The sequence below is a fragment of the Pokkaliibacter sp. MBI-7 genome (genome assembly GCF_029846635.1).
Lineage (GTDB): Bacteria > Pseudomonadota > Gammaproteobacteria > Pseudomonadales > Balneatricaceae > Pokkaliibacter.
The window spans coordinates 1,985,001-2,009,376 of the sequence record NZ_JARVTG010000001.1 but is presented as its reverse complement, the minus strand read 5'-3'; the positions used below and the strand labels follow the sequence as shown (position 1 = coordinate 2,009,376).

The window sequence follows — 24,376 nt, the reverse complement described above, 5'->3', positions numbered from 1 at the left end:
CACGCCACGCTGAATATCAGGCTCCGGGCGGCGTATCACGCAGTGATGGCCGCGCCGGGCCATCAGCAGAGCATCACTATGTCGGATATATCTGCCACGGCGGCGCACCACGCTCCCCCGTCATCACTGGGTTTTGGGGTGGGGCTGCGGTCCTGTCACTTTCCCTGGCTGGAACGCCATCTGTTACCGCAGCAGAGCGGTGTCGACTGGTTTGAAGCCATCACCGAAAACTATCTTGATCACCACGGCTATGCCCGGCATATGCTGTTTCACCTGCGCGAGCATTACCCCATCGTGCTGCATGGCGTGTCACTGTCGATCGGCGCCAGCGATCCGCTGGATCTCAGCTATCTGCACAAACTCCGGCAGCTGGCGGGTGAGCTGCAGCCGGCGTGGATCTCTGATCACCTGTGCTGGACCGGCATGCTCGGGCTCAACAGTCACGATCTGCTGCCGCTGCCCCTGACCCGTGAAAGTCTCGATCACGTCTGTGCCCGGGTAGAACAGGTGCAGGACTGGCTGGCACGGCCTCTGGTGCTGGAGAACCCCAGTACTTACGTCAGCTTCCGGCACAATGACTACACGGAGTGGGCGTTTCTGGCCGAGCTGGTGCAGCGCACCGGCTGTCAGCTGCTGGTGGACGTCAACAATATCTACGTCAGCAGCGTCAATCTGGGCTTTGATCCGCACACCTATCTGGCCGCGCTACCGCTGCAGGCAGTGGTGCAGTGTCATCTGGCCGGGCCGACGGATATGGGTACCCATCTGATAGATACCCACGATCAGCCGGTACCGACGGCCGTCTGGCAGCTCTATCAGCAGCTGGTGCAGGCCTGCGGACGGCCCCTGTCGACCCTGCTGGAATGGGATGCCCAGATTCCGGACTTCCCTGATCTGGTGGCAGAGCTGAATCTGGCTCGTGAGGTGCTGCAGGGCACGGTGCCGCAGCGTGGGCTGACCAGCGCCAGTGTCTCGTTGTCAACGCCCGTGGCCGCAGGGCTCGGGCGGTCACTGCAAAGGGAGGAGGTGTTATGACCTGCAGCAGTAACACGGCCCCGCGCCCTGCTGTCAGTGCCCTTTATTCACTGCAGGCGCAGCAGCAGTGGCTGTTACAGCGGGTGCTGCTGGGGCCGGCCGCCAATATCGGGGTGGCGGAGCGGCTCAGAGGCTCAGCGCAGCTGTCTGCTGAGCAGCGGCTGGCAATTTATCAGGACGGCTATCGCCTGCGTCTGCTGGAGTGTATGCAGGCGGAGTTTCCGGCGCTGCAGCTCTATCTGGGGGAGGCGTTGTTTCGTCTGTTTGTTATCGGCTATCTCGAACGGCAGCCATCCCGCCACTATAGCCTCTATCAGCTGGGGGCGGGGCTGGCTGACTTCCTCGCTGCTACCCGTCCGGCCGGAGCGGCACTGCCGGCGGATACTGCGGCTTTGCTGCGGTTGCCGGAGCAGCTGGCAAGACTGGAGCGGGCACAGGCCGAGGCTCTGCGGGCGCCGGGCTGTGAACATCTGCCTGCGGCGAGCCTGTCGGAGAGAGGGTGGCTGAGCTGGCCGGCGCTGGCCCTGCCTGCCACCAGTCAGCTGGTGCAGACTGAGTTCGGCTTGCTGGCGTATTTACAGCAGGCCGATCATTACATGCTGGCCCGGCAGCGTGGCGAAGAGGCCATCTTGCCGTTGCCGCCGTCCGCCGAGCCGCAGTCGCTACTGGTTTACCGGCATCAGTACCGGATTAACGTGGTGCGGCTGGAACCCTGGCAGGCGGCACTTATCCGTCAGCTGCAGCAGGGCACGGGGTGTGACTGGGCACAGCTGGCCGCTGTTCTGGCGCTGCCGGAGAGCGAGCTGCTGACCCGCCTCAGTCTGTGGCTGCCACAGGCCACCGCGCAGAGCATGGTATTGCAGCACCAGCTGTGACGGGGCCGCGGGTCAGGTGCCGGCAATATCAATCAGCACACTCTTCACCCGCAGGTTGGCCTCAAAGGCTTCCTTGCCGACGTCCTTGCCGATACCGGAGCGCTTGTAGCCCCCTGTCGGCACGATATGGTCGAAGCTGCGGCCATAGCGGTTGATCCACACCGTCCCGGCTTCCACCCGGCGCATGCCACGCAGGGCCCGGTTAATGTCGGCGGTGTGGATGCCAGCGGCCAGCCCGTAGGTATCGTGGCTGGCCAGCTGCCACGCCTGTTCTTCATCATCAAAGGTCTGCACCGTCAGTACCGGGCCGAAAACCTCTTCCTGTACCGCCGGATTACTGCTGTCCACTGAGGTCAGCAGGGTGGGTTGATAGTAGGCGCCGGACATCCCTTCAAACAGGGCGCCTCCCGTCAGGCATTCTGCGCCCTGATCAATACTGCGGCGGACGATCGCGTCGATACGCTGGGCCTGCAGGGCAGAGATAATCGGTGGCAGGGTGGTACTGGCCTCCCAGGTGGGGCCGGGGCGCAGCGCCTGAAAATGCTGCTGCACCTGACTGACGAACGACTCCATCGCCCGGCGCTCGATCAGCAGCCGCGAACCGGAAACACAGACCTGTCCGGCATTGCCGGTGATGGCCGCGGCCACCTGCTGAGCAGTTTTCTTCAGGTCCGGCGCGTCAGCGAAGACGATCTGCGGGCTCTTGCCGCCCAGCTCCAGCGTGGCCGGTTTAGGCCCCGACAGTGCACAGGCCGACATGATGCTGGCGCCGGTGGCGGTGGAGCCGGTGAAGGTCACCTTGCCGATACGCGGGTGACGGCAGAGGGCGTCACCGGTGGTACGGCCATCACCCTGAATCACGTTGAACATCCCCGCTGGCAGCCCGGCCTGCACCGCCAGTTCAGCCAGCCGCAGGCTGGAGAACGGGGTCAGTTCAGAGGGTTTGAGCACCACCGCATTGCCCGCCGCCAGTGCCGGGCCGACTTTCCAGGCCCCCATGCTGAGCGGGAAGTTCCAAGGGGCAATCGCGCCGATGACGCCATAAGGTTCGCTGATCATCATGCCCAGCCGATCCTGCTGTGTTGCCGCCACCTGACCGCCATGTTTGTCGGCCAGTTCGGCAAAGAAGCGGATGCAATCCGCCACATAGGGAATATCCCAGGCCATCACATCACGCACCGGACGACTGGAGCCGACGGCTTCCAGTGGTGCCAGATAAGCGCTGTCGGCTTCGATCAGATCGGCCCAGCGGAATAGCACTCTGGCGCGGTCACGGGGTGGGCGCTTGGCCCAGTCCGTGTGACGAAACGCCTGCCAGGCATTGTCGACGGCCTGATCGACCCGGTCAGCGGTGGCCACCGGCAGCTCGGCATAGAGCTGGTGGTCAGACGGGCGATATACGCCCAGTACCTCGGCGTGGCTGTCTGTCACATACTGGCCGCCGATAAAATGGCTGCTGCGCACCATCACGCTGTGGGGATCAAAACGGTCCATGCAGGGAGTCTCATCGCAAATCAGAATGCCTTTCATGCTAAAGAAATCACCGCAGCATGTGCTGCCGAGCTATGGGGGCGATTTAGTCAGTCTGCTGACTGGCAGTGGATTCTGCAGTGGAATCTGCCGAATTACAGTCGGGCTCTTGCAGGCGCGGTGTGGCAGTGGAATAAAGGCTGCATTCACTCAGCCGTTTAGCAGGTCGTTGAAAATCTATCTGAGTTGTCGAATACCGCGTCAAAAACAGGCTCACAGCCAAAGGCTGAACGTGCTTTAGCACGGCCCCGAAGGGGCGAGCGGAGCGAGTCAAATGCTCATTGAGTTCACTAAACTCCGCTTTTTCGCCTGTTTCTTGTGCCCTCCGGGGTACTTCCTTGTCTCGGCGGCCTCGATAACGTTTTTCAACAGCCTGCTATGGCTTTCAGGTGCAAAGGGCTGAGCCCTTGCAGGTTTACTTTCTGTTCGCCAGATTGCGCTGGCGCCAATGTTGGAGTGCGTTATGGATCAAGCCATCTATCACTTCCGGGCCATGACTCCGGAGGATCTGCCCGCGGCTCATGGCCTGTCGCAGAAGCTGAAGTGGCCTCATCGTCTGCAGGACTGGGCGACTAATTTTGCGTTGAGCAAGGGCGTCGTGGTGGAGGCAGGCGGTCAGGTGATCGGCACCGCGCTGGCCTGCCCGCAGGGAGACTATGCCGCGATCGGTCTGGTGATTGTCAGTGATGACTATCAGGGTAAGGGGCTGGGCCGGCAGCTGATGGGGCTGGCCATGGCGGAAGCAGGCGACCGTGCGCTGTGTCTGGTGGCGACCATTGCCGGTGCGCCGCTGTATGCCAGGCTGGGGTTCGTTAATTACGGTTATATCCGCCAGCATCAGGGGGTGGTCAGCAGTGCGACGCTGTCTGCACCTGCGGCATTGCCGGTGGCTGAGTCATTGCGTGTGCTTGATGACGCAGACGCCCCGGCATTACAGACGCTGCTCAATCACGGCAGCGGCATGGAGCGCAGCGGAGTGTTGCAGGCCTTTCTGGCGATCACCGAACGTGGCATCGGTATTGAGCGCGATGGTCAGCTGGTGGGATTTGCCCTGCTGCGTCCGTTCGGTCGCGGCAAGGCCATCGGCCCGGTCGTAGCAGAAAATGCGGCGCAGGCGCGCACCATGATTCATGCCCTGCTGCAGGGGGAAGACGGCAGCTTTGTGCGCATGGATACCCCGGAACAGCTGGGCCTGTGTGAGACACTGGTGGACTGGGGGCTGCTGGAAGTGGATCGGGTAGCGCAGATGGTCAAGGGTGATGCACCCCGTAGCCGGGATGGCTTTATCCAGTTTGCTCTGGCCAATCAGGCGCTGGGCTAACGCCTTCCCTTATGCCACCGGTGACGGTCCTGTCGTCACCGGTGGCGCTGACTTCTCCTGACCCGGCGCTGCCTGTGTAAAGCACGGAGGGGGAGGTCCGATCACACCCGGCTGAGGCCGACTATCACCGGCGTACCACTCAGCGGATCGGGCAGCAGGGTGCAGCGTACGCCGTAGAGCTGCTCCACTAACTCCTCCGTGACAATCTGTGCGGGCTGGCCCTGAGCCACCACGCGGCCCTGATGCATGGCGATCAGATGATCGGCGTAGCGGCAGGCGCAGGACAGATCATGCACCACCATCACCACGGTTTTGCCTTCCTGTGCCGACAGCTGGCGGATCAGTTCAAACACTTCAATCTGATGGCCCAGATCCAGTGCCGAGGTCGGTTCATCCAGCAACAGCAGTGGCGTGGACTGGGCGATGGCCATGGCGATCCAGGCACGCTGACGCTGGCCGCCGGACATTTCATCCAGCGGCCGGTGGGCCAGTTCAGTAATGTCGGCGGCGGCCAGTGCACGTTCCACCAGCTGATGGTCTTCGGCTGACCACTGCCGCAGCAGCCCCTGATGAGGCTGGCGGCCAAACTGGATCAGCTCATAGGCTGTCATGCCGTCCGGGGCCTGAGTATTCTGTGGCAGCAGCGCCAGCTGGCGGGCGACATCCCGTGAGGGCAGGCGATTGATATCGCGACCATTGAGCAGCACCTGACCGGCGGCGGGTTGATGCAGCCGTGCCAGTCCAGCCAGCAGGGTGGACTTACCACAGCCATTGGGGCCGACGATGGCGATCACCTTGCCTGCCGGCAGCTGCAGATCCAGCCCCGCAATAATGGCGCTTTTGCCGTAGTGCAGATGCAGGCGCTCGGTGGCCAGCGGGCTGGCGATGGCAGAAGACAGGGCAGCAGTAGTCATTGGCCACTCCGATGGGGACGACGTAACAGAATCCAGAGCAGATAGGGGCCACCGACCACGGCGGTAATCACTCCGACAGGGATTTCAATGGGGGCCAGTACGGTACGCCCGACCAGATCGGCAAGGATCATGATCAGCGCTCCGGCCAGCCCGGCATTCAGTACCGGCACACCCTGCTGACCGCACAGATAACGTGCTAATTCCGGCGCCATCAGGGCGACCAGCCCCACCGGCCCGGCCACGGCTACGGCCAGTGCGGTGATCACGACGGTTACAGTCAGCACCAGTATTCGGGTCATTGCCAGACGGACACCCAGACCACAGGCCACGGCATCACTGAAGCGCATCAGTGCCAGCCGGCCAGCCAGATACTTGGCCACGGGCAGGCACAGCAGCAGGCCTACGGCCAGCATCAGGACCGCTTCCTCGGGGCGGGCATTGAGGCTGCCCACGGTCCAGGGGTAGGCCTGATTGGCGCTGTCGATGTCAGTGCGGGCCAGCATCAGGTTAGTGACCGCACCGAACAGGGCGCCGATCCCCAGACCCACCACAATAAACCGATAACCCCGCGCACCCGCGCCACCACCGAGGCCAAAGGCCAGGGCCGTAGCAGTCGCTGCGCCGGTCAGGGCGAGATAGGAAGGCGCCAGAGAGGTAGGTACGGCAACGATGGAGGCCACCGCAAAGGCAGTGGCGCCGTCATCAATGCCAATCACCCCCGGCGTGGCCAGCCGGTTGCGGGCCAGCGTCTGCAGCAGGCAGCCGCCGACACCAAAGGCGATACCGGTCAGGGCCGCGGCCAGCAGCCGTGGCAGCCGCAGCTCCTGAATCAGGAATAGATGCATCTTGCTGCCGATACCGACGGCTGCCAGCAGCGCCTGCTGTACCGACAGACTGGTACTGCCCGCCGACAGGCTGATGCCGCTGCAGAGCAACAACAGCACACTGAGCAACAGCGCACTGAACAGCCCGCGCCGGTGCAGCAGCACGGAATAATGGCCCGCTGCCAGCCGCCAGTAACCCGGCGGTGCGGGCAGCGGCGGACGGCGGAGCGGGGGGGAGAGGGCGGCAGAAATATCCATGCGGTTTCCAGCAGACATAGAGTGCTACAGCGTCGGCAAGCGGCGGCTGCGCACGACGGCAACCAGCACCGGTGCACCGATCATGGCGGTGATCACCCCGATCGGCAGTTCATAGGGTTTGACCGCCAGCCGTGACAGCACATCGGCTAGCAGCAGCAAGGTCGGGCCAATCAGCAGTGACAGCCAGAGGGTGCGGCGAATATCGCTGCCTGTCTGAGCGCGGGCGACAAAGGGCACGATCAGACCGATAAAGGCGATGGGGCCAGCGACGGCGGTGGCGATACCGACCAGCACGGCAACAATCAGCAGGGTCAGCAGTCGGATCAGGCGCGGATGGTGGCCAAGGCCGGTAGCGATGTGTTCACCCAGTGCCAGTGCAGCCAGTGGGCGCACCAGCAGGGTCATCAGTGCCAGTGCCAGCAGGATGCCGGGGGGACTCCACCACAGGGCGACAGACGAGCGTCCGGCCAGGGTGCCGATCACCCAGAAGCGGATCTCGTCGGCGCTGCGCTGGTCGAACAGCAGCATCAGGGTGGTGATGGCACCGAGCATGGCACTGAAGGCGGCACCGGCGAGCACCAGACGCACCGGGTCATCGCCGACATAGCGCACCTGGGTCACCAGCAGCACCAATAGACAGCCCACCATGGCACCGATGATGGCAACCGAGAAATGCACCGTGGCTGCACTGGCGCCGAGGCTGATCGCCAGCACCACGGCAAAGGAGGCTCCGGCACTGACGCCGAGCAAACCGGGTTCGGCCAGCGGGTTGCGCGTGGCGGACTGCAGCAGGGTTCCGGCGGCACCCAGTGCCATTCCGACGATGATGGCCAGCAGCGTGCGCTGGCCGCGCAACTCATACACCACAAAACGGGCGTCGTGGTCCTGGTTGCCGGTCAGCACCGCCAGTGCCCGGGCCGGTGAAACCTGCCCGGCACCCATCAGCAGGCTGGCAACGACTGTCACGGCCAGTAGCGCCAGCCAGGCGCTGCAGAAGGTGAGCAGCGAGCGCTGTCGGCGCGCGCTGACAATTGAGGTCACTGGCATGAAGGTCAGTTCGCCAGATTCTGTTCCAGATCATCCAGCAGGCGGTTGGCCGCCAGAATACCGGAGCCGCTGGACCAGACCTGGCCATCGACCGCTACCACATGATTGCTCTGCGCGGCCTTCAGGCGCTGGAACGCCGGTTGCTGGCGGGCATTGTCGAGGGCTTCCTTGCCTTTTTCATTGAGGGTGGCAAGGAACATCCAGTCACCATCAACCTGCGACAGGTTTTCCAGACTGAGGATGTCGGAGTGGGGTTTCTTGACCAGCGAGTCAGACAGCGCGGTGGTTTTCAGACCCAGCGCCTGCAGGGTTTCACCCACGATCAGGTGGCTGGACATTACCAGCGCCCCCTGCGGCATCCAGCGTACGACAGAGACGGTCGCACCGGCGGGCATCTTCGGTTTGAGGGCAGCGATGCGGGTGTCGATCTGCTGCAGTGCCTGCTGGGCCTCGTCGGCCTTGTTCATGGCGGTGGCGTAGGTCATCACCGAGTCTTTCCACTGTGCCAGTGAGGAAGTGGGCACGATGGTCGGCGCAATCTGACTAAGCTTGTCGTACATGGTCTTGTCCAGACGGGCACCGGCCAGAATCAGATCAGGCTGGGCGGCCAGCACCGCTTCGAGATTGATCTCGCGGCTGGTGCCAACGATGGGAACGCCCTCTGCACGGTCTTTCAGGTAGTTCGATACGCCTTCTGCACCGCGGGTCGCCAGCGCACCGGCAGGCTTCGCGCCAACCGCCAGGACGGTGTCCACCGCCTGTTCATCCAGCGCAACGACATGCCCGGGCGTACCGCTGACCGTTACCTTGCCATAGGCCGTGTCGATAACGCGATCATCCGCGTGGGCGGCAAGAGACACTCCTGCCAGCAGCGACAGGGTGAGTGAGCAGTGGCGCAGGGCGCGGCGTGAAGCAGGGAAGCGGGTCAGCATGGCAACACTCTCGGTAGCAAAGAATAAATTGAATCTAAAGAAGAATCGTTATCAATGGTGCGAAATTGTGCGCCCATCCGCCGTGGATGCCAAGCCATCAAAGTGTTGCACAGGATGACCTTGTCTGTGGTCAGGAACGGCGCGGGCTGGCGCTGTTTTAGGACGGCACCGGCAGGGTATTGGATTTCAGTCTGTATCACGCCCCGGAGTCTGTTGACGCTCTCAGACTGCCGCTTAAAACCCGTCAGCAGGTGGGTGGATACATTTTGACCTTATGGTCAGAAAATAATTGATTTGTCACAGGGGCGGGGTAGTCTGGTTTTTCCGTTACTGAACGCTGTTCCGACCCGAGCGGTGCGGCGTGTCCTCATTCTGCCAAGTACAAGGAGTTGTCGATGAAGCACCGCGTTATCCCCTCTCTTCGTCCTCTGTCGATCGCTGTAATGCTGTCAGTGGCTACTGCGGCAAGCAGTGCTGGAGCGGCCACCGTGCAGCTGCGCCTGCTGGAAACCTCCGACCTGCATGCCAACATGATGGACTTCGACTACTACAAGGACCAGCCGACCGAGCGTTATGGTCTGGTACGCACCGCCACCCTGATCGAACAGGCCCGCAAGGAAGTCACCAACAGCGTGCTGGTGGATAACGGCGATCTGATTCAAGGCAGCCCGCTGGGGGATTACGAGGCCGCCAAGGGGCTCAAACCGGGCGAAGTGCATCCGGTGTACAAGGCCATGAATACCCTCGACTACGAGGTGGGCAATATCGGTAATCATGAGTTCAACTACGGTCTGGGCTTCCTGCGCGAAGCCATCAACGACGCGAACTTCCCCTACGTCAATGCCAACGTCATCGACAGCCAGACCGGTAAGCCGATGTTCACACCCTATCTGATCAAGGAGACCAGGGTTCGTGACAGCGATGGCAAGGAGCAGGTACTGAAGATCGGCTATATCGGTTTTGTACCGCCGCAGATCATGCAGTGGGACAAAGCCAATCTCGATGGCAAGGTCACCGTGCGGGATATCAAACAGACCGCTGAGGCGTGGGTGCCGAAGATGCGTGCGGAAGGGGCTGATCTGGTGGTGGCCATTCCTCACTCAGGTTTGTCGTCAGACCCCTATAAGCTGATGGCGGAAAACTCGGTGTATTACCTTGCCGATGTCAAAGGCGTGGATGCCATTCTGTTTGGTCATGCCCATGCGGTCTTCCCCAGCAAGGATTTTGCCTCCATTCCCGGTATCGATATCGACAAGGGCACCATCAATGGCATTCCGGCAGTGATGCCGGGACAGTGGGGGGATCACCTCGGGGTGGTCGACATGACTCTCAGCAACGAAGGTGGCAGCTGGAAGGTGACAACGGCCCGTACCGAGGCGCGGGCGATCTATGACAAGACAGCGAAAAAGGCCCTGACCACACCGGATGAGCGCCTGCGTGCGCTGCTGGAGCAGGATCATGAAGCCACCCGTGCCTTTGTCGGCAAGCCCATCGGCCAGGCCTCCGATGTGATGTACAGCTATCTGGCGCTGGTGCAGGATGATCCGACCATCCAGATCGTCAATAACGCGCAGAAGGATTACGTCGAGCGTTTCATTCAGGGGGATCCTGATCTGGCCAGCCTGCCGGTGCTGGCCGCGGCAGCACCGTTCAAGGTGGGTGGCCGCAAGAATGACCCCACCGGCTTTACCGAGGTGGAGAAGGGCCAGCTGTCGTTCCGTAACGCGGCAGACCTCTATCTCTATCCCAATACCCTGGTGGCGCTGAAGGTCACCGGCAAGGAGCTGAAAGAGTGGCTGGAGTGCTCGGCGGCGCAGTTCAATCAGATTGATCCCCAGTCCGCGGCGAAGCAGAGCCTGATCAACTGGGATGGCTTCCGCACCTACAACTTCGACGTGATTGACGGCGTCGACTATCAGATTGATGTCACCCAGCCTGCCCGTTATGACGGTGAGTGCCAGCTGCTCAATGACCAGGCAGAACGCATCACCCATCTGACCTGGCAGGGCAAGGCGGTTGATCCGGCTCAGGTCTTCCTGGTGGCCTCCAATAACTACCGTGCCTACGGTGGTAAGTTTGCTGGTACTGGCAGTGACCATATCGCCTTTGCCGCCCCGGATGAGAACCGCAGCGTGGTGGCGGCCTATATCTCGGCGCAGACCAAAGCGCAGGGTCAGGTGGTGCCGAGTGCTGACAACAACTGGCGTCTTGCTCCCATTGCCAGTGCCGAGCCGCTGGATGTGGAGTTTGAGACGGCCCCCAGTGACAAGGCTGCCGCCTTCATCAACAGCCATCAGGCTTATCCGATGACCCGCGTCGGGCAGGATGACGTCGGCTTCGCCCTCTATCGTCTGGATCTGCGCCCGCACTGACCGGCAAGTAACCCGTGAACCACGCCCCGCCGGCCTGCCTGCGGGGCGTTTTTATTTCCGCCAGCGGGGCGGGCAACGGCAACATGCGTGCGGTGGTTGTCGGCTTGAAGTGTTTCCATGGCTGGAGCAGCGAAAGAAGCTGGCTATATACTGAGCAGGCTCGGACGTGATGTCTGGATGTCCGGGTAATAACGGAATAGCTGCTGCCATGCTGGCGCTGTTGCCTGCAGGTGGCTCCCAATCAATATGGAGGACAGAGACAGTGATAGGACACGACGACCGGCGAAATTTCTATCGCATGATGATCAATGCGGAAGTGGTGTTGTGGACGGCCAGCAAGGCGGCGCCCCTGAGAGGGGTCTGTCAGGATCTGAGTGCCACGGGGATGGGGGTGATCGTCAGTGCGCCGCTGCAGACGGGTGAGGAGATCATGGTCAAGCTGGCCTCCCAGAGCAATAGTCTGGAAGCCGAAGCCCGGGTAGTTCGTTGTGACAGTAAAGGGCCGCAGGAATATCTGATCGGGCTGGAAATCATTCGCATGAACTGATACCCGTTATTGCCAGCCACCGGTTATTCACCGGTGGTATAACCCGATTCCGGGACGGTGATGCCCGCCGCCCCGGCGATCGGATGCAGGCCCTGACGATGTGCTCAGTAGAGCGTGCGGCTGCGCTCAAATACCCAGGTACGAATAATTTCCAGCTCATCCACATCAGCGCGCATCTGCGGTGGAAAGGGGGCAAACGGCGAGGCCAGCTTGACGATCTGTTTGGCGGCATCATCCAGCATCTTCTGTCCTGAGGATTGCAGAATCTGCATCTCCTTGACGCTGCCATCCGGGCGCAGCACCACCAGTAACCGCAACTTGCCGTAGATCCCCTGCTGGCGCGAGGCCGCCGGGTAGTGCATGTTGCCTACCTGCTGAATCTTGTCTTTCCAGGCATTGAGATAGAAGGCGTCTTCACTGCGCTGGGTGGAGTTGGAGTCCAGGGTGCGTTTGCGCGGACGCTTGGCATATTCCTGCCGCATCATGTCGAGGGACGCTTCGAGGCTGGCAATCTCCAGACTACGGGCCGTCAGTGACGGGCCGTCAGTGCTGTTGCTCGGCGTGCTGGCCGGTTTGGGTTTCTGCTTTTTGGTTTCGTTGTGGGTGCCGCTGCTGGCGTCGGTCTTTTTCGTGGTGGCGACTGTTTTCTGCTTGTCGTGTGGCACCGGCTTGGGTTCCGGTTTGGCGACCACCGGGACCGGTTGCGGCTCGGGTTCAGGCACGGGTGTCGGCTGGCTGACAGGCTCTTCCGGCACCGGTTGTGGCATCGGCTGATGAGCGGCCAGTTCATTGATCTTGCTGTCACTGAAGTCGGCGCGTTCGGTGGTGCTCAGGCGTGTTTTTTCCTCCTGCTCACCACTGCCTTGCTGATTATGCTGGGCAACAAAGTCGGCCTGTTCAGGCTTTTCCGGCTCGCTGCGGGTAGCCAGCGTGACTTCCAGGCTGTTCTGCACCCGCTTGGTGGGCATCTGCCACTCGAAGCCAATGCCCAGCAACACCAGTGCATGAACCACCAGAGCAACAGCAAGGGCACGGGAAAAACGGGCCGAACTGTGCTCGGCCATGACCCACTGCATTCAGTACTACACTCCGAGTTTGGCGGCGATGGCATCCATCAGCTGCGCGCCGATGTTGAGGCCAAACTGGTTGTCCAGCTCGCGGATACAGGTCGGGCTGGTGACGTTGATTTCGGTCAGGTAGTCGCCGATGACATCCAGACCGACAAACAGCAGGCCTTTTTCTCGCAGTACCGGGCCGACCTGTTCGGCAATATAGCGATCCCGTTCACTCAGCGGGCGACCTTCGCCCCGGCCCCCGGCCGCCAGATTGCCGCGGGTTTCGCCCTGTGAGGGGATACGTGCCAGACAATAATCCACAGGTACGCCGTCGATCATCAGAATACGTTTATCCCCAGCACTAATTTCGGGGATGAACTTCTGCGCCATGATCTGCTGTTTGCCGAAGGCGGTCAGGGTTTCCAGAATCACGTTGAGGTTGGGGTCTCCGGCACGCACACGGAAGATGGCGCTGCCACCCATGCCATCCAGCGGTTTGTAGATCACATCCTGATGCTCACCGAGGAAGGCGCGCAGCAGATCGGCGCGACGGCTGACCAGTACCGGTGGCGTCAGCTGCGGGAACTGGGTAGCAAAGACTTTCTCGTTGCAGTCACGCAGGCTCTGTGGCTTGTTGACCACCAGCGTACCCTGGGTCTCAGCCTGCTCCAGCAGATAGGTGCTGTAGATGAACTCGTTGTCGAAAGGAGGATCCTTGCGCATCAGGATAACCTGCATGTCTGACAGGGGACGGTGAACCACGTCACCCAGTTCGTACCAGTGCTCAGGATCGTAGGCAACCTTGAGGGGGCGCATCACCGCCATCGACTGACCGTCACGGGAGTAGAGATCCTTCTGCTCCATGTAATGCAGCTGCCAGCCGCGCTCCTGCGCCGCGACCAGCATGGCCAGGGAACTGTCTTTCTTGTAGTTGATCGCCTGGATCGGATCCATGACGACGCCAACATTGACTACGGACATAGCGCTCTCCCTTTGTTCGTTCCGGCCGCAACCGCTGGTGCGCGAAACCAATGGAATGATGTCTGAACGGCAGGCCGGTCTCTCGTCGCGAGCCGGGCCGACCGGAAAATTCATTTGCCTAAATAGGGACTTGGCGGGTATTCCGCAAGTGCATCACCGTCATCGCACGATGAGTCAGAGATCGCCCCACAGCATCTGACACACCGACAGGGCCGTCACCGGTGCGGTTTCGGTACGCAGTACCCGTGGACCGAGGGTGACTGGCAAGAAGCCAGCGGCCTCCGCCTGAGCGATTTCTTCTTCGCTCAGGCCCCCTTCCGGGCCGATCAGCAGGGCTACGGAGCCTGGTCTGGGCAGCTCACGCAGAGGGGAAACCGTTCGGTGATGCAATACCAGCTTGAGGTCGGCCTCGACACTGTGCAGCCAGTCTTTCAGCAGCATCGGTTCGTTAATATCGGGTAATACCGGGCGAATGCATTGCTCGCAGGCACTGATGGCCACCTGCTGCCAGTGCTGCAGGCGTTTGTCCTGGCGTTCCCCCTGCAGTTTGACTTCACAACGCTCGGTAAACAGCGGTGTCATGCTGGCCATGCCCATTTCGGTGGCTTTCTGCACGGCATAGTCCATGCGCTCGCCACGCGACATGGCCTGACCGATATGTACCCGTAGTGGTGATTCGTTGTCATGGGGAAAAAAGTCATACAGTTCGACACTGGCCTGACGTTTTCCCACCTCCAGCAGGCGGGCACGGAAATAGCCCCGGAGCTGGCCATTGAACAGTTCCAGCTCATGGCCGGGCTGCAGCCGCAGCACTTTGACGCTGTGTTGGAAAGCACTGTCGGACAGGGTAAGTACCTGACCCTGCTGGACAGCGTCGGCCTGGTAGATTCGCGGTATGCGCATGACAACAAACTGACTGATGAACGGAGCCGACATGCTATCACAGTTACCTCATATCACAGTTACCCCATGGCTCCACCCGCGTGCGGATGCACAGCTGGCGCCTTCCCCTTCTATCAGAGTGGTGGCCATGGCTCCACCCGCGTGCGGATGCACAAGGAAACAGACTGATAACCCGTTGTCTCGCCAACTATCCGAACATAGTCCGGCCAGTGGCGGCACAGCAGCGGGTGGCAGCGGTGCTGAACAGAGGGAGATGACAGACATGAACAGAGGGCGGGAGCGGCACGGGCGCCGGAGGCTATGGAAATGTGCAGGTTGTCTGCTGGGCTGTATCAGTGGGCCGGTATGGGCGGATGATAATGCCAGCGAGCCGCCGTGGAGTGCGGATGCTGAACTGGGGCTGATGCAAACCACGGGTAACACCAGTACGTCGTCGGTCAAAGCCAAACTGGATGTCAGTCAGGAACTGCCGCAATGGCGTAATGAGTACACCTTTGATGGCCTCTATACCCGAGATAAGACCGATGACAGCGACACGGGGTACAGTACCTCGGCGCAGCGCTGGTTCGCTTCGGCACAGGGTAACTACAAGCTGGATGAAAAGAACAAAGCGGTATTTATCTATGGCTCTTACGAGCAGGACCGCTTCAGTGGTTATCAGTATCAGGGCTCGGTGGCACTGGGTTATGCCAACCGGCTGCTGGCCGGCCAGCAGCAGACGCTCGACGTCAACATCGGTCCGGGCGTGGCGTTCAATCAGGAAGAGCAGGGCGGCAGTGCACGGTATGGCATTCTGCGCCTGTCGGCATCCTACAAGTACAAGATCAGCCCCACCACGCGGTTCAGTCAGACCCTGAGCAGTGATCTGGCACTGGATGCCGCCCAGAACAGCCGCTTCAAGTCGGAAACAGCACTACGCGTCAATATCAACAGCACGCTGGCATTGAAGACCTCCTTTGCCGTCAGCCATAACACCCAGGTGGATGAAGGGGTCGATAAAACCGACACCCAGACGGCAGTAACGCTGGTGTACACCTTCAAGTAGGACTGATCTGCGTCTATCTGGGAGTAACGGTAAAGAAACGGTACTAATGACTGGATTTCACTAAGCATTCCCGGCGTTCTCAACGTACACTTGCCTGTGATCACCACCCGTGGGGTCAGGGTGCGCCTGTCAGGCGTATAGCTCGTCATCTGAGGAATGGCAAGATGGTCATGCAAAGGAGCGAGAGCAATGCTGGAAGAGTTTAAGAAGTTTGCCCTGCGCGGCAACGTAGTGGATATGGCCGTAGGTATCATCATCGGTGGTGCGTTCGGGACAATCGTCAAAAGCATGGTGGATGATGTGCTGATGCCACCGATCGGCATGCTGCTGGGGAATGTCGACTTCAGTGATCTGTTCGTCACGCTGAAGCCTGCAGCCGAAGGGGCGCACTACGCTACTCTGGCAGCGGCCAAAGCGGCAGGGGCGGTTACCCTTAACGTCGGGCTGTTTATTAACTCTGTCATCAGCTTTGTGATCATGGCATTTGCGCTGTTCATGCTGATCAAGGCCATGAACAAGTTGCAGGAGAGTGGCAAGGCCGAGGAAGCGCCCGCTGCAGCACCGACCACCAAAGAGTGCGGCTTCTGCTTCAGCGCCATCCCTCTCAAGGCTACCCGCTGCCCGTGCTGCACTTCGGAGCTGACCAGTTCGGTCTGATCCGCCGCCTTTGCTGGTGGCAGAAAGCACAACACCCCGCCGAGGCGGGGTGTTGTGCTATTGGGCTGCCATGGCTGACGGCCCGGTCATAATGCGGCAATCAGCGCATTACAGACCCGCGTCAGCACGCAGTGCTTCGGCTTTGTCGGTACGTTCCCAGGTGAAGGCAGTGAAGGTTTCACCGTTCACAGTCATTTCATAGGGGTTACGACCGAAGTGACCATAGGAAGCGGTCGCCTGATACATTGGATGCAGCAGGTCCAGCATGGTGGTGATGGCATACGGACGCAGGTCGAAGTGGCGACGTACCAGTTCGATCAGACGCTCTTCGCTTACCTTGCCAGTGCCGAAGGTATTGATAGAGATAGAGGTCGGCTGGGCAACGCCGATGGCGTAGGAGACCTGAATTTCGCACTGATCTGCCAGACCGGCAGCCACGATGTTCTTGGCAACATAGCGGCCAGCGTAGGCGGCAGAACGGTCCACTTTCGATGGGTCCTTGCCGGAGAAGGCGCCACCACCGTGACGAGCCATACCACCGTAGGTATCAACGATGATCTTGCGGCCGGTCAGACCACAGTCACCTACCGGGCCGCCAATGATGAACTGGCCGGTGGGGTTGATGTGGAACTGGGTGTCCTTGCTGATCCATTCTGCGGGCAGAACGTGCTTGATGATCAGCTCCATGACCGCTTCACGCAGGTCAGACTGCTTCACGTCAGGATTGTGCTGGGTAGACAGTACGACGGCGTCGATACCGGCAACCTTGCCGTCTTCATAGCGGAAGGTGACCTGGCTCTTCGCATCGGGACGCAGCCAGGGTAGCAGACCGGATTTGCGCGCTTCTGCCTGACGCTCAACCAGACGGTGGGCGTAGCAGATAGGGGCGGGCATCAGTACATCGGTCTCGTTGCTGGCATAGCCAAACATCAGACCCTGGTCACCGGCGCCCTGATCTTCTGGCCTGGAGCGGTCTACGCCCTGAGCGATGTCGATGGACTGTTTGCCGATGATATTCAGAATGCCGCAGGTAGCACCGTCAAAACCGACGTCGGAAGAGGTGTAGCCGATGTCGCAGATGACTTTGCGCACCAGGTCTTCCAGATCTACCCATGCAGAGGTGGAGATTTCTCCGGCTACGATTGCCACACCGGTCTTGACCAGTGTTTCACAGGCCACGCGGGCATATTTGTCCTGACTGATGATGGCATCGAGTACCGCGTCGGAGATCTGGTCCGCGATTTTGTCGGGATGACCTTCAGAGACGGATTCGGAGGTGAAAATACGATAGCTGCTCATTTGTGAGATAAGCCTCATAATTGAGTACTCCCGAGCTGGGAGCAGTGACTTAATTACGGGCCTTGCGGGCCGTGGGAGTTCTGCCGGAGCGACAGAATCGGCAAGTATACCCGTCTGGGCAGGGGTGGGCCATGGATGAGGGCGAATTTTCCCGAATTTCATCGCCACTTGGGCTAAATGAGGCAAAATCAACGCCAATCAGCAAGCAGACATTGCAGTTCAGGGAATGGACAGGGACAATATGGCGCAATTTTCATCACGGGCTAATGCGACCATCCCCCAGGAGACTGATAATGCCTTCTCGTCGAGATCTTGCCAACGCTATCCGTGCACTGAGTATGGATGCCGTGCAGAAAGCCAACTCCGGCCATCCCGGTGCCCCGATGGGCATGGCAGATATTGCCGAAGTGCTGTGGAACGACTTCATGCAGCACAATCCTACCAATCCGCACTGGTTCAACCGCGACCGCTTCGTGCTGTCCAATGGCCATGGTTCCATGCTGATCTACAGTCTGCTGCATCTGACTGGCTATGACGTCAGCATTGATGACCTGAAAAACTTCCGCCAACTGCATTCCAAAACCGCCGGGCATCCTGAGTATGGTTATTGCCCCGGTGTCGAAACCACCACGGGTCCGCTGGGACAGGGGATTGCCAACGCCGTGGGTATGGCTCTGGCCGAAAAGGTACTGGCGGCCAATTTTAACCGTGATGGCTTTGATCTTGTGGACCACCACACCTACGTGTTCCTCGGTGACGGCTGCATGATGGAAGGTATTTCCCATGAAGTATGCTCACTGGCGGGTACGCTGGGGCTGGGCAAACTGATTGCGTTCTATGACGACAACGGCATTTCCATCGACGGGGAAGTGGAAGGCTGGTTTACCGACGATACCGCCAGGCGCTTCAAGTCCTATGGCTGGCATGTCATCAAGGATGTCGATGGTCACGATGCCAAAGCGATCAAGGAAGCCATTAAGGAGGCGCGTCAGGAATCTGACAAGCCCACTCTGATCTGCTGCAAGACCATTATCGGTTTCGGTTCACCGAACAAGCAGGGTAAAGAAGACTGTCATGGTGCGGCACTGGGTGAAGCCGAAGTGGCGCTGACCCGTGAAGCGCTGGGCTGGTCTCATCCTGCATTCGAAGTACCGGAAGATATTTACGCCGAGTGGAATGCGCAGAAGCGTGGCACTAAACAGGAAAACCAGTGGAATGACCTGTTTGCCCGTTATCAGGAAGCTTACCCTGAGCTGGCTGCTGACCTGCTGCGTCGCATCAGTGGCGAGCTGCCTGCCACGTTCGTGGCCGATGCTGATGCCTATATTCGTGCCTGTCAGGAAAAAGGCGAAACTATCGCTTCACGCAAGGCTTCACAGAACAGCATCAACGCTTTTGCGCCCATGCTGCCTGAGCTGCTGGGCGGCTCAGCGGATCTGGCGGGTTCCAACCTGACTCTGTGGAAAGGTGCCAAGGGCGTATCGGCTGAAGATGCTGCGGGCAACTACATTTATTACGGCGTGCGCGAATTCGGTATGAGCGCCATCATGAATGGTCTGACGCTGCACGGCGGCTTCATTCCTTATGGCGCTACTTTCCTGGTCTTCATGGAATATGCCCGCAATGCCGTGCGCATGGCGGCGCTGATGAAACTGCGCAACATCTTCGTTTATACCCATGACTCCATCGGTCTGGGTGAAGACGGCCCGACTCACCAGCCTATTGAGCAGCTGGCCAACATGCGCAGCACGCCGAATCTGGACGTATGGCGTCCCTGTGATGCGGTTGAGTCAGCTGTGGCCTGGAAGCAGGCTGTTGTGCGTGCAGATGGTCCCAGCGCGCTGGTGTTCTCCCGTCAGAATCTGATGCACATGCCACGCAGCGACGAACAGCTGGCCAATGTGGCACGTGGCGGTTATGTGCTGGTGGATTGCGATGGTCAGCCGCAATTGATTCTGATTGCTACTGGTTCGGAAGTGGAGCTGACGGTGAAGGCCGCTGAGCAGCTGGCTGCCGAAGGCGTCAGGGTACGTGTGGTATCCATGGCTTCTACTGACGTCTTTGACCGTCAGGAAGCGGCGTACCGTGAGGCTGTTCTGCCCGCTGCAGTCACTGCACGTGTAGCGGTTGAAGCGGCTCATGCTGACTTCTGGTACAAGTACGTGGGCCTGAACGGCAAGATCGTCGGTATGACAACCTTTGGTGAGTCAGCTCCGGCCGGTGCGCTGTTCAAGTTGTTCGGCTTTACCGTCGACAACGTCGTGGCCACGGCCAAGTCGCTGTTGGTCTAATCGACAGCCAGTTTACAAAGGGGGCATTATTAGCCCCCTTTGTGCATCTTCATGCTGCTGAATCCATTCTGCAGTGGTTGTGCGGGTATCTTTGCAAGGTGACGTGATTCATGGCGTACCGTGTTGCCATCAATGGTTATGGAAGGATCGGGCAGTGCGTTTTGCGTGCACTGTATGAAGGCGGATATCGTGAACAGCTACAGGTCGTGGCACTTAACGAGCTGTCAGATATTGATACAGTGGCCTACCTGACGCGTTACGACACTACTCATGGGCGGTTTCCGCTACCGGTCAGTCGTGAAGGCGAGGCGATGCGCATCGGCGATGACCGTATTCTGGTGCTGAATGAACGCCAGCCAGAAAACTTGCCCTGGGCTGAGCTCGATGTGGATCTGGTGCTGGAATGTTCAGGTTCATTCAGCGAGCGCGCTGCGGCGGAGACACACCTGCAGGCAGGCGCACAGCGGTTGCTTTTCTCACAGCCTGCTTCTGCTGATGTGGATGCCACCATCGTTTACGGTATTAACCATCAGCAGCTGGCTGCCGGGCAGCGTATCGTATCAGCGGCATCCTGCACCACGAACTGTCTGGTGCCGGTACTGGATCTGCTGGATCGGCAGTTCGGTATCGAGTGTGGTGTGACCACGACGATTCACTCGGCCATGAATGATCAGCCGGTCATTGATGCCTATCATCATACCAATCTGCGTCTGACCCGCAGTGCGCTGAGTTCCATTATTCCGGTGGATACCGGTCTGGCGCGCGGTCTTGACCGTCTGCTACCGCATCTTTCTGGTCGTTTCCAATGCCTTGCCATGCGTGTGCCAACCATTAATGTGTCGGCCATGGATATCACCCTTAATCTGAATCAGGCAGTAACGGCGACGGAAGTGAATGCACTGCTGCGCAAGGCCAGTGAGCTGGAGCCGTTGCGTGGTTTGCTGGGGTACACCGAAGAGCCGCATGCCTCGGTGGATTTCAACCATGATGTGCGCTCCGTTGTTGTAGACGGTACCCAGACGCGGGTCAGTGGTGAGCGGATGCTGAAACTGATGTGCTGGTTTGATAACGAGTGGGGCTTTGCCAACCGCATGCTGGATGTGTCGCGGTACTGGCTCGGCCTTGCCACTCGCTGAAATTCTATTTGTTAACTGACTGTCCTCAGGAAGACCCATGAACGTAATCAAGATGACTGATCTGGATCTGGCTGGTAAGCGTGTGCTGATCCGTGAAGACCTGAACGTCCCCGTCAAGGATGGCAAGGTCACGTCGGATGCCCGTATTCAGGCCTCCTTGCCCACCATCAGACTGGCCATGGAGAAAGGTGCCAAGGTCATGCTGATGTCGCATCTGGGCCGTCCCGAGGAAGGCGTGTTTGATCAGGCCAGTTCGCTGCAGCCAGTGGCTGAACATCTGGGCAAGTTGCTGGGTCGTGAAGTGCCGGTGATCCGCGACTGGCTGGATGCCGAGCTGAAGCTCAACGATGGTGATGTCGTGCTGTTCGAGAACGTGCGTTTCAACAAGGGTGAAGGCAAGAACAGCGAAGAACTGTCGAAGAAAATGGCAGCACTGTGTGATGTATATGTGATGGATGCCTTTGGTACCGCGCATCGCGCTCAGGCTTCCACCCACGGTGTCGGTCAGTTTGCTCCCATCGCTTGTGCTGGCCCGCTGCTGGCAGCAGAGTTGGATGCGCTGGGTAAAGCGTTGGATAAACCTGCCAAGCCCATGGCGGCCATTGTTGGCGGCTCCAAGGTATCTACCAAGCTGGATGTGCTGAACTCACTGAGCGTGATCTGTGATCAGCTGATCGTGGGGGGGGGGATTGCCAATACTTTCCTGGCCGCTGCTGGAAAAAACGTCGGTAAGTCACTGTATGAGCCTGATCTGCTGGAGACTGCCAGGGCGCTGATGGCCAAGGTCAGCATTCCTCTGCCGGAGGACGTGGTGGTTGCCAAGGCCTTTGCAGCGGATGCTGAAGCAACGGTGAAGAGTGTTGATGATGTCAGTGATGACGACATGATCCTGGATATCGGTCCAAAAACTGCAGAGAAGTTGGCGCAGATGCTGACATCCAGTCAGACCATCCTGTGGAATGGTCCTGTAGGTGTTTTTGAATTTGATCAGTTTGGTGAAGGTACCAGAACATTGTCTATGGCCATTGCCTCCTCGTCGGCGTTCTCTATCGCTGGTGGTGGCGATACGCTGGCGGCCATTGATAAATATGGTATCGCTGAACAGGTGTCGTATATTTCCACCGGTGGTGGGGCCTTCCTCGAGTTTGTGGAAGGGAAAGTATTGCCCGCGGTGGCGATGCTGCAGGAACGTGCTGCCTGAGCAGTATGCTTCCGGATGGCAGGCAAGGTGACTTTTTGCCATCCCATGCACTCTGCTGCAGGCTGCCAGCCTGCGCAGATTGCACCATTGCCTGTCAGGGCAGAGATGACTATCTATTAATCGGACGAACCCGAACGTCCAGAGAGGATTAACACATGGCTCTTATCAGTATGCGTCAGCTGCTGGATCACGCTGCCGAGTTCGGTTATGGCGTACCAGCATTTAACGTCAACAACCTTGAGCAGATGCGCGCCATTATGGAAGCGGCGGATAGAACCAACTCTCCGGTGATTGTGCAGGCCTCTGCCGGTGCCCGCAAATACGCAGGTGCGCCTTTCCTGCGTCATCTGATTCTGGCTGCCATTGAAGAGTTTCCGCATATCCCTGTGGTGATGCACCAGGATCATGGCACCAGCCCTGCCATCTGCCAGCGTTCCATTCAGCTGGGCTTCAGCTCGGTCATGATGGACGGTTCTCTCAGAGAAGATGGTAAGACTCCTGCTGATTATGACTATAACGTTGATGTGACTCGTCGCACCGTAGAAATGGCACACGCTTGCGGCGTGTCTGTGGAAGGTGAGCTGGGCTGTCTGGGTTCTCTGGAAACCGGTCAGGCAGGTGAGGAAGATGGTGTTGGTGCTGAAGGAACGCTGGATCACAGCCAGTTGCTGACTGATCCTGAAGAAGCGGCTCAGTTCGTTAAAGCCACTAATGTGGATGCACTGGCGATTGCCATTGGTACCAGTCATGGTGCGTACAAGTTCACCCGTCCACCGACCGGCGACATTCTGGCTATCGAGCGCATCAAAGCAATTCACCAGCGTATTCCTAATACCCATCTGGTTATGCATGGTTCTTCCTCTGTGCCTCAGGACTGGCTGGCGATCATCAATGAGTTCGGTGGTGAAATTCCTGAAACTTACGGTGTGCCAGTCGAAGAGATTGTGGAAGGCATCAAGTACGGTGTGCGCAAGGTCAACATTGATACTGACTTGCGTCTGGCTTCTACCGGCGCCATCCGCCGCTTTATGGCACAGAACAAGAGCGAATTCGATCCTCGCAAGTATCTGGCCAAAACCGTGGATGCAATGCGTGACATCTGTATCGCGCGTTATGAAGCGTTCGGCACAGCGGGGCAGGCAGACAAGATCAAGGTGATTTCTCTTGACGCCATGTCTGTTGCGTATGCAAAAGGTGAGTTAGACGCGAAAGTCGTTTAATCCTCTACCGCCTCACACAATGCCTGTCGGTTCGCCGGCAGGCATTTTGCTTTAAAGGTATCTATGGATTTTCCTTCGCTTGCCGCACTACAGGAGCAGCTGCCTATTTTTCCCTGTGACTTGACCGATCTGCCAGTCAGTCTGCAGCAATATGCCGAGCACTATGGTCTGCGCCAGCTGGCACAGCGTTGCTGTGCGACGGTCGAACTGGGTGGGTGTGATATTGCCGGAATGCAGATCAACCTGTGTCACTTCGTTCCTTCGGTCACGCCATTGGGAACGCTGCTGGTGGTCACTGGCTATACCGATCACATTGGCCTGTTTGGCAAGGTTTATGAGCTGGCTCTGCAACATAGTCTGCAGGTCTACGTGTTCGATTTGCCGGGGCATGGGCTGTCGTCGGGTGAGCGAGCAGGTATTGATGACTTCGCTACTTATCAGTCTGTACTGCGTGTAGTCGTCAATGAGTATTGCTTGCCTGCAGCAGGGCCATTGTTTGCTGTGGGGCAGAGCACGGGGGGAGGTATTCTGCTCGACGCATTGCTGCATGACGACGAATTGGCAGCTGCTTTTAGCTGTGTCTCTGCTCTGGCGCCATTGTTGTATCCGCGTCGCTTTTTCCAGATCCGTTGTCTCTATATGTTGTTGTCGCCGTTTTTGAAGAAAGTGCAAAGAGCCTTTCGGTCGGTGAGTCACGACGAAGGCTTCAATTGTTTTCTGCAGCAGCACGACGCTTTGCAGCCTGAGTCTCTGTCTGTCAGCTGGATCGGGGCATTGATTCGCTGGACTGCCATGATGGAACAATCGGCACCTTCAGGCTTTCCTCTCCAGTTGCTGCAGGGAACAGACGATACGACGGTTGATGCAGGTACCAACATGAAGGCATACCGACAGCTGTTCCCGGAATCGCAACTTCATTGGATAGAGGGGGCG

At 59.2% G+C, this 24,376-nt stretch carries 21 protein-coding genes (1 of these 21 running past the window's edge); 12 read left to right on the top strand and 9 right to left on the bottom strand.

Annotation, left to right across the window (positions count from 1 at the left end; genetic code table 11):
- The first annotated feature begins 78 nt into the window (after positions 1-78).
- The gene (locus tag QCD60_RS08940; protein WP_279784413.1) at positions 79-1,035 is read left to right on the top strand and encodes a DUF692 domain-containing protein; all 957 of its coding nucleotides are present in this window, start codon (positions 79-81) and stop codon (positions 1,033-1,035) included.
- Complete coding sequence (locus QCD60_RS08935) at positions 1,032-1,910, top strand: DNA-binding domain-containing protein (RefSeq protein WP_279784410.1); 879 nt, start codon at positions 1,032-1,034, stop codon at positions 1,908-1,910. The genes QCD60_RS08940 and QCD60_RS08935 overlap by 4 nt, the downstream gene beginning before the upstream one ends.
- Positions 1,911-1,922: 12 nt before the next feature.
- Here the strand turns inward: QCD60_RS08935 and QCD60_RS08930 are convergent, their stop codons facing one another.
- Positions 1,923-3,404, bottom strand: coding sequence for an aldehyde dehydrogenase family protein (locus tag QCD60_RS08930; RefSeq protein ID WP_279784408.1), 1,482 nt, complete (start codon positions 3,402-3,404; stop codon positions 1,923-1,925).
- A gap of 499 nt (positions 3,405-3,903) precedes the next feature.
- Between QCD60_RS08930 and QCD60_RS08925 the strand changes: the two genes are divergently transcribed.
- A complete protein-coding gene (locus QCD60_RS08925; RefSeq protein ID WP_279784406.1) occupies positions 3,904-4,761 on the top strand; it encodes a GNAT family N-acetyltransferase in 858 nt (285 codons plus the stop codon).
- A 101-nt stretch (positions 4,762-4,862) separates the two neighbouring features.
- Here QCD60_RS08925 and QCD60_RS08920 read toward each other — a convergent pair whose 3' ends face one another.
- Genes QCD60_RS08920 through QCD60_RS08905 form a run of 4 tightly spaced genes read right to left on the bottom strand, consistent with a single transcriptional unit; the run spans position 4,863 to position 8,736 of the window.
- Positions 4,863-5,675 (bottom strand): ABC transporter ATP-binding protein, encoded by an 813-nt coding sequence (locus tag QCD60_RS08920; RefSeq protein WP_279784404.1) that lies wholly within the window; start codon positions 5,673-5,675, stop codon positions 4,863-4,865.
- Positions 5,672-6,757 carry an iron ABC transporter permease gene (locus QCD60_RS08915; protein WP_279784402.1) on the bottom strand — a complete coding sequence of 362 codons (1,086 nt, stop codon included), beginning with the start codon at positions 6,755-6,757 and terminating at the stop codon, positions 5,672-5,674. Before QCD60_RS08915 ends, QCD60_RS08920 begins: the two co-directional genes overlap by 4 nt.
- A 24-nt stretch (positions 6,758-6,781) precedes the next feature.
- On the bottom strand, positions 6,782-7,804 hold the full coding sequence (locus tag QCD60_RS08910) for an iron ABC transporter permease (RefSeq protein WP_279784400.1): 1,023 nt from the start codon (positions 7,802-7,804) through the stop codon (positions 6,782-6,784).
- Between the two features lie 5 nt (positions 7,805-7,809).
- Positions 7,810-8,736, bottom strand: coding sequence for an iron-siderophore ABC transporter substrate-binding protein (locus QCD60_RS08905; RefSeq protein ID WP_279784398.1), 927 nt, complete (start codon positions 8,734-8,736; stop codon positions 7,810-7,812).
- Positions 8,737-9,131: 395 nt separating this feature from the next.
- Between QCD60_RS08905 and QCD60_RS08900 the strand changes: the two genes are divergently transcribed.
- Both QCD60_RS08900 and QCD60_RS08895 read left to right on the top strand, forming a co-directional pair.
- Positions 9,132-11,108: a bifunctional 2',3'-cyclic-nucleotide 2'-phosphodiesterase/3'-nucleotidase gene (locus tag QCD60_RS08900; RefSeq protein WP_279784396.1), complete on the top strand. Its 1,977-nt coding sequence runs from the start codon at positions 9,132-9,134 to the stop codon at positions 11,106-11,108.
- 262 nt (positions 11,109-11,370) lie between these two features.
- Positions 11,371-11,655: a PilZ domain-containing protein gene (locus tag QCD60_RS08895; protein ID WP_279784394.1), complete on the top strand. Its 285-nt coding sequence runs from the start codon at positions 11,371-11,373 to the stop codon at positions 11,653-11,655.
- A gap of 104 nt (positions 11,656-11,759) precedes the next feature.
- On the opposite strand, the gene QCD60_RS08890 is transcribed toward QCD60_RS08895, so the two are convergent.
- The 3 genes from QCD60_RS08890 to QCD60_RS08880 form a co-directional block, all read right to left on the bottom strand.
- Entirely contained in the window at positions 11,760-12,719 is a 960-nt protein-coding gene (locus tag QCD60_RS08890) for an energy transducer TonB (protein ID WP_279784392.1), read from the bottom strand.
- Positions 12,720-12,737: 18 nt separating this feature from the next.
- A complete protein-coding gene (gene gshB / locus QCD60_RS08885; RefSeq protein ID WP_279784390.1) occupies positions 12,738-13,691 on the bottom strand; it encodes a glutathione synthase in 954 nt (317 codons plus the stop codon).
- A gap of 174 nt (positions 13,692-13,865) precedes the next feature.
- The gene (locus QCD60_RS08880; RefSeq protein WP_279784388.1) at positions 13,866-14,627 is read right to left on the bottom strand and encodes a 16S rRNA (uracil(1498)-N(3))-methyltransferase; all 762 of its coding nucleotides are present in this window, start codon (positions 14,625-14,627) and stop codon (positions 13,866-13,868) included.
- Between the two features lie 229 nt (positions 14,628-14,856).
- Between QCD60_RS08880 and QCD60_RS08875 the strand changes: the two genes are divergently transcribed.
- On the top strand, positions 14,857-15,639 hold the full coding sequence (locus QCD60_RS08875) for a DUF481 domain-containing protein (protein ID WP_279784386.1): 783 nt from the start codon (positions 14,857-14,859) through the stop codon (positions 15,637-15,639).
- Positions 15,640-15,828: 189 nt separating this feature from the next.
- Positions 15,829-16,296 carry a large-conductance mechanosensitive channel protein MscL gene (gene mscL, locus QCD60_RS08870; protein ID WP_104157265.1) on the top strand — a complete coding sequence of 156 codons (468 nt, stop codon included), beginning with the start codon at positions 15,829-15,831 and terminating at the stop codon, positions 16,294-16,296.
- A gap of 108 nt (positions 16,297-16,404) precedes the next feature.
- Here the strand turns inward: mscL and metK are convergent, their stop codons facing one another.
- The gene (metK, locus tag QCD60_RS08865; RefSeq protein ID WP_110189592.1) at positions 16,405-17,595 is read right to left on the bottom strand and encodes a methionine adenosyltransferase; all 1,191 of its coding nucleotides are present in this window, start codon (positions 17,593-17,595) and stop codon (positions 16,405-16,407) included.
- A gap of 293 nt (positions 17,596-17,888) precedes the next feature.
- Between metK and tkt the strand changes: the two genes are divergently transcribed.
- The 5 genes from tkt to QCD60_RS08840 form a co-directional block, all read left to right on the top strand.
- Complete coding sequence (gene tkt, locus QCD60_RS08860; protein ID WP_279784381.1) at positions 17,889-19,886, top strand: transketolase; 1,998 nt, start codon at positions 17,889-17,891, stop codon at positions 19,884-19,886.
- Positions 19,887-19,996: 110 nt separating this feature from the next.
- Positions 19,997-21,022 carry a glyceraldehyde 3-phosphate dehydrogenase NAD-binding domain-containing protein gene (locus QCD60_RS08855; protein WP_279784379.1) on the top strand — a complete coding sequence of 342 codons (1,026 nt, stop codon included), beginning with the start codon at positions 19,997-19,999 and terminating at the stop codon, positions 21,020-21,022.
- 37 nt (positions 21,023-21,059) lie between these two features.
- Positions 21,060-22,223, top strand: coding sequence for a phosphoglycerate kinase (locus tag QCD60_RS08850; protein ID WP_279784376.1), 1,164 nt, complete (start codon positions 21,060-21,062; stop codon positions 22,221-22,223).
- Positions 22,224-22,378: 155 nt separating this feature from the next.
- Complete coding sequence (gene fba, locus QCD60_RS08845; RefSeq protein ID WP_104157270.1) at positions 22,379-23,443, top strand: class II fructose-bisphosphate aldolase; 1,065 nt, start codon at positions 22,379-22,381, stop codon at positions 23,441-23,443.
- Between the two features lie 63 nt (positions 23,444-23,506).
- Positions 23,507-24,376: the 5' portion of an alpha/beta hydrolase gene (locus QCD60_RS08840; protein WP_279784371.1), read on the top strand. The gene runs 141 nt beyond the window's last position; 870 of the gene's 1,011 nt are visible here — the first part of the coding sequence; its start codon is at positions 23,507-23,509; its stop codon lies off the right edge, out of view.

Excerpts from the sequence above, each read along its gene's own strand:
- QCD60_RS08910 (WP_279784400.1), bottom strand. The coding sequence starts at position 7,804 with ATGCCAGTGACCTCAATTGTCAGCGCGCGCCGACAGCGCTCGCTGCTC.
- QCD60_RS08855 (WP_279784379.1), top strand. The coding sequence starts at position 19,997 with ATGGCGTACCGTGTTGCCATCAATGGTTATGGAAGGATCGGGCAGTGC.
- metK (WP_110189592.1), bottom strand. The coding sequence starts at position 17,595 with ATGAGCAGCTATCGTATTTTCACCTCCGAATCCGTCTCTGAAGGTCAT.
- QCD60_RS08935 (WP_279784410.1), top strand. The coding sequence starts at position 1,032 with ATGACCTGCAGCAGTAACACGGCCCCGCGCCCTGCTGTCAGTGCCCTT.
- QCD60_RS08900 (WP_279784396.1), top strand. The coding sequence starts at position 9,132 with ATGAAGCACCGCGTTATCCCCTCTCTTCGTCCTCTGTCGATCGCTGTA.
- QCD60_RS08880 (WP_279784388.1), bottom strand. The coding sequence starts at position 14,627 with ATGTCGGCTCCGTTCATCAGTCAGTTTGTTGTCATGCGCATACCGCGA.
- QCD60_RS08890 (WP_279784392.1), bottom strand. The coding sequence starts at position 12,719 with ATGGCCGAGCACAGTTCGGCCCGTTTTTCCCGTGCCCTTGCTGTTGCT.
- QCD60_RS08905 (WP_279784398.1), bottom strand. The coding sequence starts at position 8,736 with ATGCTGACCCGCTTCCCTGCTTCACGCCGCGCCCTGCGCCACTGCTCA.
- QCD60_RS08925 (WP_279784406.1), top strand. The coding sequence starts at position 3,904 with ATGGATCAAGCCATCTATCACTTCCGGGCCATGACTCCGGAGGATCTG.
- QCD60_RS08915 (WP_279784402.1), bottom strand. The coding sequence starts at position 6,757 with ATGGATATTTCTGCCGCCCTCTCCCCCCCGCTCCGCCGTCCGCCGCTG.
- QCD60_RS08920 (WP_279784404.1), bottom strand. The coding sequence starts at position 5,675 with ATGACTACTGCTGCCCTGTCTTCTGCCATCGCCAGCCCGCTGGCCACC.
- QCD60_RS08940 (WP_279784413.1), top strand. The coding sequence starts at position 79 with ATGTCGGATATATCTGCCACGGCGGCGCACCACGCTCCCCCGTCATCA.
- fba (WP_104157270.1), top strand. The coding sequence starts at position 22,379 with ATGGCTCTTATCAGTATGCGTCAGCTGCTGGATCACGCTGCCGAGTTC.
- QCD60_RS08875 (WP_279784386.1), top strand. The coding sequence starts at position 14,857 with ATGAACAGAGGGCGGGAGCGGCACGGGCGCCGGAGGCTATGGAAATGT.
- mscL (WP_104157265.1), top strand. The coding sequence starts at position 15,829 with ATGCTGGAAGAGTTTAAGAAGTTTGCCCTGCGCGGCAACGTAGTGGAT.
- tkt (WP_279784381.1), top strand. The coding sequence starts at position 17,889 with ATGCCTTCTCGTCGAGATCTTGCCAACGCTATCCGTGCACTGAGTATG.
- QCD60_RS08930 (WP_279784408.1), bottom strand. The coding sequence starts at position 3,404 with ATGGACCGTTTTGATCCCCACAGCGTGATGGTGCGCAGCAGCCATTTT.
- gshB (WP_279784390.1), bottom strand. The coding sequence starts at position 13,691 with ATGTCCGTAGTCAATGTTGGCGTCGTCATGGATCCGATCCAGGCGATC.
- QCD60_RS08850 (WP_279784376.1), top strand. The coding sequence starts at position 21,060 with ATGAACGTAATCAAGATGACTGATCTGGATCTGGCTGGTAAGCGTGTG.